The following is a 15,648-nucleotide window of genomic DNA, read 5'->3' on the forward strand; positions in this document are numbered from 1 at the left end:
ATGAGTTTCAATCCCACCCTGGCTGATCGCTTGGAATACTGGAACGGCTTTTATAGTCGTCAAGATACATCGGTGCCGCAATTGCCTTCTCAGTTTTCAGTGTTCTCTGCTGGCGAGTTCATTGGCGTGGACGCGGTCGTTGAGTTTGGTTGCGGCAATGGGCGCGACAGTGAATTTTTTGCGCTCAACGGTTTTCAGGTGTTGGCATTCGATGCTTCCAGCGAAGCCATCGCTTTATGCCAACAGCGCACAAAAAGTGCCAAGGTCCAGTATTTGCTGAGTAACGCCGAGGGCAGTACCGAACACCTCCAGGATTTCCTGCAAGGCAAACGTCGCGTTGCGGTCTATGCGCGTTTCTTTTTGCATGCGATCGACGCCGAGGTGGAAAAGGCATTCTTTGACATGCTGGAAAATACGCTTGCACCCGGCAGCCTGGTTTTCCTGGAATACAGGACCAAGGAAGATGAAAGCGGGGCGAAACGATTTGGTCAGCACTACCGTCGCTATATCGACCATGAAGCATTGATCGATACGCTACAGGGGACGGGATTTTCAATTGCCTACCAGATACAGGGGCGAGGTTTTGCAAAGTACCGCGATGAAGATGCTCTAGTTGGGCGTTGCGTTGCTGTAAAGGGGTGAACATGGTACCTGAACAACTTAAACAAAAACGTTTGGTACTGTTTGGTGCCGGGCGAGTGGCGCGACTGATGTTTGCCCGGTTTCCCGAGTTGAATGTGGTTGCATTCGCTGACAACGATCCGCTCAAGGAGGGGACCAACGTCGGCCGGGTGCCGGTCGTTCTGCCGTCGACCTTGCATGCCTTGGAGTACGATCTGGTCGTTATCAGCACCGGTTGGTGGGAAAGTATTACCGCTCAACTGACGGAACTAGGTGTTCCGGCAGAGAAAATCGTTCTTCCTCCGAAAAGCATGCTAGCGGTCAATAATGGGGCCAAACCGTTTTCTCACGATTTCACCAAGGCGCTGGCCGTGGAAGCCATTCAACGGGTCGGTGATTTTGCAGAGGCGTTCAACATACCCGTCCTGATGGATTTCGGCACGCTTCTGGGAGCGACGCGTGATGGTGACCTGATCCCGTGGGATGACGATGTCGACTTTTCTATCAATGACGACGAATTTCCCCAACTGCTTGACCATCTATCCGACCTCAAGTCGCTCCTTCCGCAGCGACCGGCCGTTTGCATCGAAATCATCATTCTCAAGTCGGGCGATTTCGTCACGGGTGTATCGGTTACATTCGAGAATGCGGTTGATTGCGACGTCATCGTCCCGTTTGAACTGGGTTTCATGCGGCGCATTTTTGAAGATGGGAAATCGGTCACCAAGTCATCCGGTCCGGAGTTTATCGCCCCTGAAGTGCATTTTCGTTCGGCCGATACAATGAGCTTCCTGGGGCGACAGTTTTTCACTCCGCATGATGTACCCGGTTACCTGACGTATGTTTATGGTAATTGGCAGGCGCCTAAGCAGGATGTCACGTTGGCTGACTATCCGATGCAGGAGTCCGATTATCGAGAAACATTGAGGTCAGTTTTCTGAAGAAGAACGTGCACATTTGTCCGTCAAGCGCTGCATTCGGGGTGCCTGACGATCTGCAACCGATTCTGGCCGGGCTGAGCCTGCAGGATGAACTGTCCGGTGCTCATCTTTTGCTGACCGGCGGGACGGGTTTCTTTGGCCGCTGGCTACTGGCATTGCTACACGAGCTCAACAGTCAAGGGGCCTCCATCACGGTGACAATCACCTCGCGCAATCCGTCGCGCTTTCTGGCGGCACATCCCGAGTATCGGGAATGCGATTGGGTCAGTTGGTTCACGGGCGACATTCGTGATCTCGTTGAGTTGCCGGGGCGTGCGCCTGACTTGATTTTGCACGCCGCGGCAGATACGTCGGCGGCGGCGAACGCACATCCATTGGAGCTGTTCAATACACTCGTCGATGGTGCAAGACGGGTATTTGACCTTGCTGCGCGTAGCACCTCTTCACGCGTGTTGTTAACCGGCTCGGGCGCCCAGTACGGAAGCCTGCCTTTCACTACCGGTGTTTGTGAGTCGTATAGCGGAGCCTGTGCAAGTAATGCCGTTAGCAGTGCCTACGCCGAAGGTAAGCGGGCGCAGGAGACATTGGGAGCATTGTATGCGCAGCGTCATGGAATCCAGGTTGTGATGACTCGCTGTTTTGCTTTCGCAGGGCCAGGGTTGCCGCTGGATGGTCACTTTGCCATCGGCAACTTCGTTCGTGATGCCCTTTATGGCGATGAGATTGTTCTCAACTCCAGTGGCCAGGCCATTCGTAGTTACTTGTACGGCGCGGACCTTGCGGTCTGGCTGTTGACCTTGCTTGTGCGTGGTGAGCCGGGGGTTGCGTACAACGTGGGTTCGGACCAGGCAATCAGCATCGCTGACCTGGCAAGGCGAGTCGTCGCACGGATAGCGCCGGAGAAGCCAGTGACCGTATTAGGGCGCCCTGACGATGCGGGGCGCTCGTTTTATGTACCGGATATCAATCGCGCCAGAGGCCTTGGACTGGAGGTCTGGACCTCTGTGGATGCCTCTATCGACCGCATGGTGGATTGGGCTCGTGACCAGGACCGCGGGCTGATCGAGCTTGATAATTCACCCCATTCGACAAGAGATTAAGTGTTGATGCGCAAACTGTTTTCCAAGCGACCACAGCCTTACTACATTTATGCGCCGAACTATCGTCGCAGTTCCGCCGGCATTCGCGTACTGCACATGCTGTGCGACGCACTCAACCGTTCCGGCCATGAAGCCTATGTCGTCTCTCGGGTGCTTAATCCGAATCTGATTACGCCCTACTTGAGCAATGATGTCATCGCCTTGCACCGGTCCCAGGGCCTGGAGCCTATTGCGGTTTATCCGGAGATCGTCGACGGTAATCCACTCGGGGCGGGGATCGTTGTACGTTATCTCCTGAACCAGCCAGGGTATCTGGGGGGCAGTGGTATCTATGAGCCGGATGACCTGCTGTTCGCCTATTCGCGAGGACTGCTGCAGCCTGGGACGCCGGAGGACAATATCCTCCATCTGCCAGCGATTGACCTGAGTATCTTTTGCCCGCCGGCCAATCCTGCCAAACGGATACCGGGAAAAGTCTGTTACTACCAAGGGAGGGCCGCGCAGGCGAAAGTCGACCCTGGGCTATTGCCGCCGGATGCAATAGAGATAACCCCTGAGTTTCCAGATTCTTGGGAGGGGCTGGCCGATCTGTTCCAGCAGTGCGAGTATTTTTATCTTGCCGAGCGCTCGGGGTTGGCCGCTGAAGCGGCGCTTTGTGGGTGTATCAGTATTGTGTTGCCGGGCAAATATGCACAAGGGCAGCTTTCCGAGTTCGAGAATAAGAATTACGGAACGGCCTGGGGCAATACTCCGGAGGCCATCGAACGCGCCCGGCAGACCTTACCCTTGTTGCGCCAGGCTCAGCTTGAGCATCAGGCGAAATTCTGGTCTGCGCTGGACCATTTTATCGACGTGACCCAGCAAGCGGTGCGTACCCTGCAGGAGCAAAGCAAGGGAGGCGAAGGTGGCCGGTGGCTGGCTTCGCGAGTGTTGAGCGATGTGCAAAAAAATGTACTCAAGGAATATTTGAGCGATAAAACCGTGCCGGTATTCGAGATGTTGGTGCTCGATGACAGGGGAGACCCGCAGGGGGTGGCTCGCACGATCTACAGCATTAACGCCCTTGGTGCCACTTACGCCTCGATTCGAGTGACGGTACTGGCACTTGATGTTGCTAGCGTCGCTCCCCAGCCCAATCTTGAAGCTTTTCAGATTACCGCGGGCTCGCAATGTCTGGAACTCATCAATCAACGGCTTTTCGAGTCGAGTGCCAATTGGTTCATGATACTCAGGGCCGGAGATGAATTGACGTCCAGTGGTTTCCTTATCGCCGCTCTGAAGCTGATCAATGCGCCAGCGTTGCGGGCAGTGTATGCCGACGAAGTGATGCGCCAAGCCAACGGCAACCTGGATTTGATGCTGCGTCCGGATTTCAACCTTGACCTACTGCTGAGCCTGCCTGCCACCATGGCTGGGCACTGGCTGTTCCGTCGGGATGTCTGGCAGGGAATGGGTGGTTTCGTGACCAATTACCCGGATGCCTTCGAGCTGGAGTTCATTCTCCGCATGATCGAAACAGTTGGCCTTGAGGGGGTGGGGCATATCAGCGAGCCCTTGGTGATCAGCGATCTCCTTACGTTGCAGGATAGCTCGCAACAGCGGGCACTTCTCGAACAGCACTTGCGCGTACGGGGGTTCCCAGCGGCGCAGGTTGATACGCAGATAGCGGGTTGTTACGAACTGAATTACAACCATGACGATGCGCCGATGGTGAGCATCGTGATTGTGATTGATGGCCAATTAGCTCACGCACAACGTTGTATTGACAGTCTGTTGGAACAAACGCGGTACAGTCGTTACGAATTACTGTTGCTGGATCGTGGTAATGAAGAACCGAGCCTGTGTGAGTGGTTGTCGGGCATTGAGCAATTGGGTGTCGACAATATCCAGGTACTGCGTTTTTCTTCCACCGCATCGGTCGAAGCTATTCGCAACCAGGCCGCCAGTGAAGCGAGGGGCGAGATGCTTTTGTTCCTCGATTGTGCCATCGGTGTGATCGAGCAAGACTGGCTACAGCAATTGCTTAACCATGCCATGCGCCCGGAAGTGGGGTGTGTCGGAGCGAAGTTGATTGATGCTGACGGTAAGCTGCGCCATGCCGGGCTGTTGATGGGGCTGGGCGGTACCGTGGGCAGGCCATTGTTAGGCCAGAGCGCCGACACGGCAGGTTATATGCTCCGGGGACAAGTTGATCAGAACTACAGCGCGGTGAGCGGTCAGTGCCTGATGCTGCGACAGGAACTCTTCCTGGCGTTGGGGGGCTTTGATGAAGACCTTGCACCTTGGGCGGATGTGGATCTTTGCTTGAAAGTTCAGCAAACCGGCTATTTAAACGTCTGGACGCCGCGGGTGAAGTTGCTAGTGAGTGAGTCGGAACGTTCCGCGGCGTCGTCGGAGCAGCAGTACCGCTTATTTGAGCGATGGTTGCCTCAACTGGCTCGGGATCCGGCATACAACCTCAATTTTTCGCTTGCGGCTGGTGCGGCATTCAAGCTGACGGACTCGAAGCTGTCCTGGCGTCCCTTGGCAGCTTGTAACGCCCTGCCGAGTGTTTTAGCTCATCCCGGGGCCCAAGGTGACGTTGGCGGGCATCGAGTCATCCAGACCTTCAACGCGCTGCGTGAGGCTGGATTGATCGACGGTCGGTTGTCGTCCGCCTTGCTTACCGTGGTGGAACTGGAGCGCTATGCTGCGGATGTCATCGTGTTTGCACAGTCGGTCAGCAACAGCAACCTTGAGGCGATGCGGTACATGGGGGCTTTTTCCAAGGCCTTCAAAATCTACGATATGAGTGAATATCCATCGTTGTCCGAGCACGGGCTTGCGATGTTAAGCCAGGGCCTGTCCTATATGGATCGGCTGGTGGTGAACAGCGAGGCGATGGCGCAGGCATTCGAAGGGAGCCATCACGATATCCGGGTCTTTGCCCCCCATCTGTCTCCCAGAGACTGGGGCGGCTTGGGCAGTAAACGCCGTTGCGCAGACCGGCCACGTATCGGTTGGGCTGGTGGCATAGGTGACTCCGGTGAACTTGATATGCTTGCCAACGTGGTCAAGGACCTTGCTGATGAGGTGCAATGGGTGGTGCTTGGCCCATGCCCGGATCATCTGCGCCCCTTCGTTCATGAATGTCATGGGAATGTTGACATCGCTTCCTATCCAAGCAAGCTGGCATCTTTGAATCTTGATCTGGCATTGGCGCCGCTGGGTGACAGCCCCGCCAACCGCTTTAAGACCCACCTGCGGTTATTGGAGTATGGGGCGTGTGGCTATCCGGTCATCTGCAGCGATGTCGAGGCTTATCGAATCGACCTGCCGATTATGCGCGTCAACAATAGTTACGAAGCGTGGATGGATGGTATCCGGGCTTTCCTGGGTGATCTTGATGCGGCGGCACAAGTTGGGGATGCCCTGCGCGAACGTGTGGGTCGCACCTGGACTCTATCAGGCTCCGCATTGCTGGCTTCACGCGACATCTGGCTGCCTGATTGAATATGAAAAACATGACGGTGTTGCATGGCCGCGCGAGGATAAATTGTTTTCCAGTAGAAAACGGCGTGACGCATAGGTCATAAAGTGCATCTTCAATGTATTGTGTTCTCCGGACCGGAGGCGCGTTCAGATCATCGAACGTCGTGTTCGGAGCCGCGGTTCAATTGTTGGAAGCACCCCCACCGCGTTTCTGGGGTACATATTCAGTAGCTATTTATGATCGGGAAGCCATGATGATTGGCATAAAAAGCATAGCGAGTTACGTGCCGACCGCTGGTGTGGATAACTACGCTCAGGGTGCCAAATTCGAGAAGGATGAAGAGTTCATCCTTGGAAAGATCGGTTCGGCGTTCTTGCCGCGCAAAGACGCTGACCAGGAAACCTCGGATCTGTGTGTACAAGCAGTGAACGCGTTGTTCGCCAACAACCCGGAGCTTTCGCGCGATTCAATCGATGCGCTGATCGTCGTTACCCAAAACGGTGACGAAGAGGGGCTGCCGCACACGGCCGCTATCGTGCAGGACAAGCTTGGGCTGCCGACCCATGTGGCGGCGTTCGATATATCGCTCGGCTGCTCGGGCTACGTGTACGGCATCTATGCCCTGAAAGGCTTCATGGAGGCTGCAGGGCTGAAGAATGGATTGCTGGTCACCGCCGACCCGTATTCGAAAATTGTCGACCCTGAAGATCGCAACACCACCATGTTGTTTGGCGATGCGGCCACGGCCACTTGGATGGCGGAGGGTGCCAGCTGGCAGTTAGGCAAATCCAAATTTGGCACCGACGGATCCGGCGCGCCACACCTTAAGGTCAGCGACGGTGTGTTTTTCATGAACGGTCGCCAGGTGTTCAATTTTGCCTTGCTGAAAGTGCCGGCTCATTTGCACGAACTGCTGAATGAGTCCTCACTGCAGGCGAGCGATATCGATGCGTTTTGCATTCACCAGGGCAGTGCGGCGATTGTCGATGCCGTGGCACGGCGTTTCGAGGGAGATCCTGAGAAATTCATCAAGGACATGGTCGAGACCGGTAATACCGTGTCGTCGAGCATTCCGTTGCTGTTGGAAAAGCACGTCCTGGACGCCGACTGGAAGCGCGTGGCAATCAGCGGTTTCGGTGTAGGCCTGTCCTGGGGATCGGCGATTCTTTATCGTGATTGATTGATTACCTCCTTCCCTATTAGCGCTTCAGGTCAGCCTGTGGCGCTATTTTTTTGCCTGCGGTTTTGTTCTGCGGTTTCTTGACGCCATTTTTCGGGCCTTTGCCCAACGCTAAACCCTTGTTTCACAAGGGGTGGCAGTCTGCTAGCAAATTTTTTGAAAAAAGCCCTCAAGCAAGTTCCCAACCCGACGATAACTATTACGAAGGTTCTCTAGGCCACACCCGGCGGTTGCCAGGGCCGGAAGCCGCAGTACCCAACCAACGAGGAATTCGTCATGGCTTTAACAGTAAACACTAACGTCACATCGTTGAACGTTCAGAAGAACCTGAACAAGGCTTCCGATGCTCTGTCCACTTCGATGACCCGTCTGTCTTCCGGCCTGAAAATCAACAGCGCCAAAGACGACGCCGCCGGCCTGCAGATCGCTACCCGCATGACCTCGCAAATCCGCGGTCAGACCATGGCGATCAAGAACGCCAACGACGGTATTTCGATGGCGCAGACCGCTGAAGGCGCGATGCAGGAACAAACCAACATCCTGCAACGTATGCGTGAACTGGCTATCCAGTCCCGTAACGACAGCAACAGCGCAACCGATCGTGACGCTCTGAACAAAGAGTTCTCGCAGATGAGCGACGAACTCACCCGTATCGCCAACAGCACCAACTTGAACGGCAAGAACCTGCTTGACGGTACCGCCAGCACCATGACCTTCCAGGTCGGCTCCAACGCTGGTACCTCCAACCAGATCACGCTGACCCTGAGCGCCAGCTTCGACGCTGATACCATGGGTGTAGGTTCGGCAATCAACATCCAGGGCTCCACCAGCGCCCTTGCTGAAACCAACTTCTCGGCTGCCATCACTGCGATCGACGCTGCACTGGCAACCATCAACAGTGCCCGTGCCGACCTCGGTGCTGCACAAAACCGTTTCGCCAGCACCATCTCCAACCTGCAGAACATCAACGAAAACGCCAGTGCTGCACTGGGTCGCGTACAAGATACCGACTTCGCTGCTGAAACTGCACAACTGACCAAGCAGCAGACTCTGCAGCAAGCGTCTACTTCGGTTCTGGCCCAGGCCAACCAACTGCCATCCGCTGTACTGAAGCTGCTTCAGTAATAGCCGGATGAGTTTTAGCGGGGGAGTGCGCTTGCGTGCTCTCTCGCTTTTTCCGTTCAAGAGGTGATGGACATGGATATGAGCGTGAAGCTGAACTTGTCTTATCCAGCGGCGAAGCCGGCACCCACGGTGGTCGACAAGCCCGTGGAGAAGCCTCAGGCCGAGGTTGCTACCGTAACCCCGGTCAAGCAAGCGCCTAAAGACGCTGCCGCCGAGCAGGACAAACTCAAGAAAGCCGTTCAGGAAATCGAGAAGTTCGTCCAGTCGGTCAAGCGCAACCTGGAGTTTTCTATTGATGAGCCTTCAGGCAAAGTAGTGGTCAAAGTGATTGCCAGCGGTTCCGGTGAGGTCATTCGCCAGATCCCGAACGAAGAAGTTCTGAAACTGGCGAACAGTTTGAATGATGCAAACAGCTTGTTGTTCAGCGCCGAAGCCTGACAACCGGCACGAATTCTGTTGTTATGTTCTTTTGGGCGTTGTAAAGGTCAAAAGGCCGGCGACACACTGAAGGGAGTCCCACATGGCAAGTCCAATTCTACCTGGCTTGGGTTTAGGCTCCGGCCTTGATACTGGCGCGATTGTCAAGGCGCTGGTCGATTCCGACAAGGCCGCCAAGCAAGGTCAGATCACCCGAGCGACGACGACGACTACCAACAGTATCTCCGGGGTCGGAACCCTGAAGTCATTGTTGGCGGCCTTCAATACCGCCATGAAGGACTTGGCCAGTACCACGAACCCGCAATTCTCGGGTTTTGCCGCGACATCTTCCACCCCTGGTGTCCTGACGGCTACCGCCAGCAACTCTGCGGTGGGAGGTACCTATTCGATCAAGGTCGATAATATTGCAACGTCTTCCAAGGTCACCACGGCGGCCTTTGCCGGCGGTGCGAGCAGTGCCATCCCGACTGGCACGCTGACCATCAAGCAGAACGGCGTCGACTACAACCTCAGTGTGGGGGCTGGCGCGACCCTGCAATCGGTTCGTGACTCGATCAATGCTGACTCGGCGCTGAAGGCGGCGGGCTTCAGTGCCAACATCGTGACCGACTCCTTTGGTTCGCGCCTGGTACTGGGTTCGACGACTACGGGTGCCGGGTCCGACATCTCGGTCAGCGGCATAGCTGGCCTGGAGATTGACGGGACGAACGTTGTGGGTGCTGGCGGTGCCGCCTTGACGGCAACTTCGGCGGGCGCGATCGGTGCTTTGGCGCAGGATGCCAAGTTCTCCATCGACGGCATGGTGCTGACCAGCAAAAGCAATACTGTAAGCACGGCTATTTCCGGGCTGACGTTGAATTTGCTTAGCGGGGGGGCTAGCTCTACTTCAACCATTACCGTCGCGCCGAACAATGATGGCCTGAAAGCTTCCATTCAGAAATTCGTCGACGCCTATAACGCCATTGCCAACAGCATCACTGCATTGACCAAGCCTTCGCTCGATGCTGACGGTAACCCGACCGTGCCGGCAAAACTGACCGGCGACGCGTTGCCTCGCTCGTTGCTGGCGTCGATTCGTGGTCCGCTGTCGGAGACCGGTTCTGGCGACAAGCTCACCGTACTGGCGCAACTGGGTATCACCACCAATCAGAAGACTGGTGCCCTGGATTTCAACACCACCAAGTTCACCGCGGCGATGAACGACAAGAAGCTCAGTGGTGAAGTCCAGACGCTGTTCACCGGGACTAATGGCCTGCTGGAGCGTATGGGTAAGGCCATCGAACCCTACACCCAGACCGGCGGCATCCTGGATCAACGGACCACAGCGCTGAACAAGGCTCAGACCCGGCTCGCGAACGATCAGGCGGCCCTGGATCGCCGGGTCGAGACCCTCACCGCCGTGCTGACCAAGAAATACAACGACATGGATACCCTGGTCGGCAAGTTGAAGGCCACTGCCAGCAACATCACTTCGATGTTCGAGGCGATGACGGCGCGGCAGAAAAACAGCTGATATTCGACCGATGCAAAAAAGCCCGGCAACGTTTTGGCAACGTTCCGGGCTTTCCGCTTTTCGACCTAAAGTTTTTTGACGCAGCGTCGATACGCTGTTTATACGAACCGAAGTTTTTTTGATGAGGTAGAACATGAATCCGATGTTAGCCCTTCGCCAATACCAGAAGATTGGCGCCCAGGCGCAAACCTCCGAAGCAAGTCCCCATCGTCTTGTGCAGATGCTCATGGAGGGCGGCCTGGATCGTATCGCTCAGGCAAAAGGGGCGATGGAGCGCAAGGACATTGCCAGCAAAGGCATATTCATCAGCAAAGCCATCGGCATCGTCGGCGGTTTACGTGAAGGACTGGACCTGGAAAACCAGGCCGAGTCAGTAGCCGAGTTGGATGCTCTCTACACCTACATGACGAAACGCCTGGCCGAAGCCAACGTCAAGACCGATCCGAAGATCCTCGACGAAGTCGCCGATCTGCTTCGCACGGTCAAGGAAGGCTGGGACGCCATTGCCGCACCTGGTCCGCAATTCTAAGGAGTGCTCTCATGAGTCTTGTCCTGCAGCGAATCGAATACACCCGTGATGCCCTGGTCGATGCCTTGGCTGAGCGCAATTGGGAGGCCATCGGACAATTGGACCTGGCCTGCCGTTCCTGCATGGAAGACGTCCTGAGCGAGTCCGAGGTGGATGAGGCGGCGTTGCGTAATAATCTTGAGGAGTTACTGGGGGTGTACCGGCAATTGCTGGAGGCGGCCACAGGAGAGCGTCAGGCGATCGTCGACGAGATGCAACAGATCCATCAAGCACAGAACGCCGCAAAGGTTTACCATCTGTTCGGTTAATGCTCAGTTAATCCGAGTCCGTTGCGCCATAAATTTGACTGTGCACGGTTTTTTGACTTAACTAGTATCTGTTTACAGATTTAAGGCGTCTACAGGCATGACAAGTCTGCAAGCGTCTAGCTTGCCCCCTATTTCGGGCATTGGGTTGACTAGGGAAGTTGCTATTGCATGTGGCGTGAAACCAAAATTCTCCTGATCGATGACGATAGCGTCCGCCGCCGCGACCTGGCGGTGATCCTGAATTTTCTTGGCGAAGAAAATTTACCCTGCGGAAGCCATGATTGGCAGCAGGCTGTCGGCTCATTGTCGTCCAGTCGTGAAGTCATCTGTGTCCTTATCGGGACCGTAAATGCTCCCGCAACGCTTTTGGGCTTGCTAAAGACACTCTCAACCTGGGATGAGTTCCTTCCGGTTTTGTTAATGGGCGAAAATTCTTCCCTTGACTTGCCTGAAGACCAGCGTCGCCGGGTACTTTCCACGCTCGAAATGCCGCCCAGCTACAGCAAGCTGCTCGATTCGCTGCACCGCGCGCAGGTTTATCGCGAGATGTACGATCAGGCCCGCGAGCGCGGCAGGCATCGCGAACCCAACCTGTTCCGCAGCCTCGTCGGCACCAGTCGGGCGATCCAGCATGTGCGCCAGATGATGCAGCAGGTCGCCGATACCGACGCCAGCGTGCTGATCCTGGGCGAGTCGGGCACCGGCAAGGAAGTGGTCGCGCGCAACCTGCATTACCACTCCAAGCGCCGCGAAGCGCCGTTCGTGCCGGTCAACTGTGGCGCGATCCCGGCCGAGTTGCTGGAAAGCGAACTGTTTGGCCATGAGAAAGGCGCCTTCACCGGCGCGATCACCAGCCGCGCCGGGCGTTTCGAACTGGCCAACGGCGGTACGCTGTTTCTCGATGAAATCGGCGACATGCCGTTGCCGATGCAGGTCAAGCTGTTGCGGGTCCTGCAGGAGCGCACCTTCGAGCGCGTGGGCAGCAACAAGACCCAGAGCGTCGATGTGCGGATCATTGCCGCCACGCACAAGAATCTCGAGAGCATGATCGAGGTCGGCAGTTTCCGCGAAGACCTCTATTACCGCCTCAATGTTTTCCCGATCGAAATGGCACCGCTGCGTGAACGCGTCGAAGACATCCCGTTGCTGATGAACGAACTGATCTCGCGCATGGAGCACGAAAAGCGCGGTTCGATCCGCTTCAACTCGGCGGCGATCATGTCCCTGTGTCGCCATGGTTGGCCGGGCAACGTCCGCGAACTGGCCAACCTGGTGGAGCGCATGGCGATCATGCACCCGTATGGGGTTATCGGCGTGAATGAGTTGCCAAAGAAATTCCGCTACGTCGACGACGAAGACGAGCAAATGGTCGACAGCCTGCGCAGCGACCTGGAGGAGCGGGTGGCGATCAACGGTCACACGCCGGACTTTACCGCCAATGCCTTGTTGCCGCCCGAAGGCCTGGATCTCAAGGATTACCTGGGAGGCCTTGAACAAGGGCTGATCCAGCAGGCGCTGGACGATGCCAACGGTATCGTGGCCCGTGCGGCAGAACGCCTGCGCATCCGTCGTACCACCCTGGTGGAGAAGATGCGCAAGTACGGCATGAGCCGTCGCGAAGGAGATGAACAGGCGGATGATTGACGCCGGTTTTCCAACCGCCTGATTTTCAGGCGGTTTTTTTTCGGCACGGGTATTGCTATAGCTCTCGCAACGTTCCGTTTAACTGACGGTCAGCCAAGCGAGAGAGCACGATGACCCAAGCCGCCCAGATGTCTCCTGTCTCCGAACCGGGACACATGCCGTCCGCCGAACAGGCAAGCCGGCTTGGTCTTGAGCAGGCATTTTCGCTGTTCAGCCAGATGTCCAGCCAACTGACGGATTCCTACAGCCTGCTCGAAGCCCGGGTCACCGAGCTCAAGGGCGAGTTGGCCGTGGTCAGCGCCCAGCGCATGCAGGAGCTGGCGGAAAAGGAACGCCTGGCCAATCGTCTGCAAAATCTCCTCGACCTATTGCCCGGTGGCGTGATCGTCATCGACGCCCATGGCCGTGTGCGAGAAGCCAACCCGGCGGCCTGCGAGTTGCTCGGCCTACCCTTGGAAGGTGAGCTGTGGCGGCACGTCATTGCCCGTTGCTTTGCGCCCCGGGACGACGATGGCCATGAAGTGTCCCTCAAGGACGGTCGGCGCCTGTCCATCTCGACGCGCTCGCTGGACGCCGAGCCTGGGCAGTTGGTGTTGCTCAATGACTTGACTGAAACCCGTCACCTGCAAGACCAGTTGGCTCGCCACGAGCGCCTGTCTTCCCTGGGGCGGATGGTGGCCTCGCTGGCTCACCAGATTCGTACGCCGCTGTCCGCCGCGCTGCTCTATGCCAGTCACCTGACCGAGCAGCAATTGCCGATGGAAACCCAGCAACGCTTCGCCGGACGCTTGAAAGAGCGCCTGCACGAACTGGAGCACCAGGTGCGCGACATGCTGGTGTTCGCGCGCGGCGAGCTGCCGTTGACCGACCGCGTCACCCCCAAGGCCTTGTTGCAATCGCTGCAGGCCGCGGCGTCGACCCATGTGCAGGAGCTGCCGATCCGCTGGCAGTGCGATAGCCATGTCGGTGAAGTGTTGTGCAACCGCGACACACTGGTGGGCGCGGTGTTGAACCTCATCGAAAATGCGATCCAGGCCAGCGGCGGCGACGTCCGACTGAAAGTGCACTTGTACACACGCGACAACACCTTGCGCCTGTCTGTCAGCGACAGCGGCAGCGGTATCGAGCCGGCCGTGCTGGCACGCCTGGGCGAGCCGTTCTTTACCACCAAGACCACCGGCACGGGCCTGGGGCTGACCGTGGTCAAGGCCGTGGCCCGTGCTCATCAGGGAGAATTGCAGTTGCGTTCGCGGCTGGGCCGTGGCACCTGTGCGACGGTGTGCTTGCCGCTGTTTTCCAATGCTCCGGGAGTGGAGTGAAAGCAATGGCGATCAAGGTGTTGCTGGTTGAGGATGACCGGGCCCTGCGCGAGGCGCTGGCCGATACCCTGGTGCTGGCCGGGCACGATTACGCCGCCGTCGGTTCGGCGGAGGAAGCGCTGCTGGCGGTGGGCCGGGAAGCGTTCAGCCTGGTGGTCAGTGACGTCAACATGCCGGGCATGGACGGCCATCAATTGCTCGGCCTGTTACGTGCCCGTCAGCCCCAACTGCCCGTCTTGCTGATGACCGCTCACGGCGCCGTCGAGCGAGCGGTGGACGCCATGCGCCAGGGCGCGGCGGATTACCTGGTCAAGCCGTTTGAACCAAAAGCGCTGCTGGACCTGGTCGCGCGCCATGCCTTGGGCAGTCTCGCGGTCGAGGGCGAAGGCCCGGTGGCCATCGAGCCGGCCAGTGCGCAACTACTGGAATTGGCCGCACGGGTCGCTCGCAGTGATTCAACCGTATTGATTTCCGGCGAGTCCGGTACGGGCAAGGAAGTGCTGGCCCGCTACATCCATCAACAATCGCGGCGTGCCGGGGAGCCGTTCATTGCCATCAATTGCGCGGCGATTCCCGACAACATGCTCGAGGCGACGTTGTTCGGCCACGAAAAGGGTTCCTTCACCGGCGCCATCGCGGCCCAGGCCGGCAAGTTCGAGCAGGCCGAAGGTGGCACGATCCTGCTCGATGAAATTTCCGAAATGCCGTTGGGCCTGCAAGCCAAGCTGCTGCGGGTATTGCAGGAGCGGGAAGTGGAGCGGGTGGGGGCGCGCAAGCCCATCAGCCTGGACATTCGGGTGGTGGCGACCACCAACCGCGACCTGGCCGGCGAAGTGGCGGCGGGGCGTTTCCGTGAAGACCTCTATTACCGTTTGTCGGTATTCCCGCTGGCCTGGCGTCCGTTGCGTGAGCGTACCGCCGATATCCTGCCGCTGGCCGAGCGCCTGCTGAACAAACACGTCAATAAAATGAAGCACGCGGCGGCCCGGCTTTCAGCCGAGGCCCGGGCCTGTCTGGTTGCCTATCCGTGGCCGGGCAATGTCCGAGAGCTGGATAACGCCATTCAGCGGGCCTTGATCCTGCAACAGGGCGGACTGATCCAGCCGGAGGATTTCTGTTTGGCCGGCCCGGTGGCCTGCGCGCCATTGCCCGCATTGGCACCGGCGCCGACCGCAACCCCTATGCCGCCGATGGATGTCGAGGGCGATTCGGTCGGCGCCCTGGGCGATGACCTGCGGCGTCGCGAGTTCCAGATGATCATCGACACCCTGCGCGCCGAACGCGGTCGTCGCAAGGAGGCCGCCGAACGGCTGGGAATCAGCCCGCGCACCCTGCGCTACAAACTGGCGCAAATGCGTGACGCTGGCATGGATGTCGAGGCTTATCTGTTCGCCAGTTGAACAAGCATCAAAACCCCCTGTGGGAGCGGGCTTGCTTGCGATAGCGGTAGGTCAGTCA

At 57.5% G+C, this 15,648-nt stretch carries 13 protein-coding genes; all 13 read left to right on the plus strand.

Annotated elements, in window-relative coordinates:
• The 13 genes from AB7M32_RS12245 (at position 1) to fleR (ending at position 15,590) form a co-directional block, all read left to right on the plus strand.
• Positions 1 to 642 carry a class I SAM-dependent methyltransferase gene (locus tag AB7M32_RS12245; protein ID WP_454250044.1) on the plus strand — a complete coding sequence of 214 codons (642 nt, stop codon included), beginning with the start codon at positions 1 to 3 and terminating at the stop codon, positions 640 to 642.
• 2 nt (positions 643 to 644) lie between these two features.
• The gene (locus tag AB7M32_RS12250) at positions 645 to 1,562 is read left to right on the plus strand and encodes a LicD family protein (RefSeq protein ID WP_454250045.1); all 918 of its coding nucleotides are present in this window, start codon (positions 645 to 647) and stop codon (positions 1,560 to 1,562) included.
• A 41-nt stretch (positions 1,563 to 1,603) separates the two neighbouring features.
• Complete coding sequence (locus tag AB7M32_RS12255; RefSeq protein WP_454250046.1) at positions 1,604 to 2,662, plus strand: NAD-dependent epimerase/dehydratase family protein; 1,059 nt, start codon at positions 1,604 to 1,606, stop codon at positions 2,660 to 2,662.
• Positions 2,663 to 2,668: 6 nt separating this feature from the next.
• Complete coding sequence (locus tag AB7M32_RS12260) at positions 2,669 to 6,154, plus strand: glycosyltransferase (RefSeq protein ID WP_454250047.1); 3,486 nt, start codon at positions 2,669 to 2,671, stop codon at positions 6,152 to 6,154.
• Between the two features lie 233 nt (positions 6,155 to 6,387).
• On the plus strand, positions 6,388 to 7,314 hold the full coding sequence (locus AB7M32_RS12265) for a ketoacyl-ACP synthase III (RefSeq protein WP_454252128.1): 927 nt from the start codon (positions 6,388 to 6,390) through the stop codon (positions 7,312 to 7,314).
• Between the two features lie 276 nt (positions 7,315 to 7,590).
• Complete coding sequence (locus AB7M32_RS12270; protein ID WP_454250048.1) at positions 7,591 to 8,439, plus strand: flagellin domain-containing protein; 849 nt, start codon at positions 7,591 to 7,593, stop codon at positions 8,437 to 8,439.
• Positions 8,440 to 8,511: 72 nt separating this feature from the next.
• Entirely contained in the window at positions 8,512 to 8,877 is a 366-nt protein-coding gene (locus tag AB7M32_RS12275) for a flagellar protein FlaG (protein ID WP_454250049.1), read from the plus strand.
• A gap of 82 nt (positions 8,878 to 8,959) precedes the next feature.
• Positions 8,960 to 10,390 (plus strand): flagellar filament capping protein FliD, encoded by a 1,431-nt coding sequence (gene fliD / locus AB7M32_RS12280; protein ID WP_454250050.1) that lies wholly within the window; start codon positions 8,960 to 8,962, stop codon positions 10,388 to 10,390.
• Positions 10,391 to 10,523: 133 nt separating this feature from the next.
• Positions 10,524 to 10,919 (plus strand): flagellar export chaperone FliS, encoded by a 396-nt coding sequence (gene fliS, locus AB7M32_RS12285; RefSeq protein WP_454250051.1) that lies wholly within the window; start codon positions 10,524 to 10,526, stop codon positions 10,917 to 10,919.
• Positions 10,920 to 10,930: 11 nt separating this feature from the next.
• On the plus strand, positions 10,931 to 11,227 hold the full coding sequence (locus tag AB7M32_RS12290) for a flagellar protein FliT (RefSeq protein ID WP_454250052.1): 297 nt from the start codon (positions 10,931 to 10,933) through the stop codon (positions 11,225 to 11,227).
• A gap of 168 nt (positions 11,228 to 11,395) precedes the next feature.
• A complete protein-coding gene (locus AB7M32_RS12295) occupies positions 11,396 to 12,871 on the plus strand; it encodes a sigma-54 dependent transcriptional regulator (protein WP_003199076.1) in 1,476 nt (491 codons plus the stop codon).
• Between the two features lie 110 nt (positions 12,872 to 12,981).
• A complete protein-coding gene (locus AB7M32_RS12300) occupies positions 12,982 to 14,190 on the plus strand; it encodes a sensor histidine kinase (protein ID WP_454250053.1) in 1,209 nt (402 codons plus the stop codon).
• Positions 14,191 to 14,195: 5 nt separating this feature from the next.
• Complete coding sequence (gene fleR, locus AB7M32_RS12305; RefSeq protein WP_454250054.1) at positions 14,196 to 15,590, plus strand: sigma-54-dependent response regulator transcription factor FleR; 1,395 nt, start codon at positions 14,196 to 14,198, stop codon at positions 15,588 to 15,590.
• Positions 15,591 to 15,648: the final 58 nt, after the last annotated feature.

This window comes from Pseudomonas sp. R151218B TE3479 (assembly GCF_053629195.1).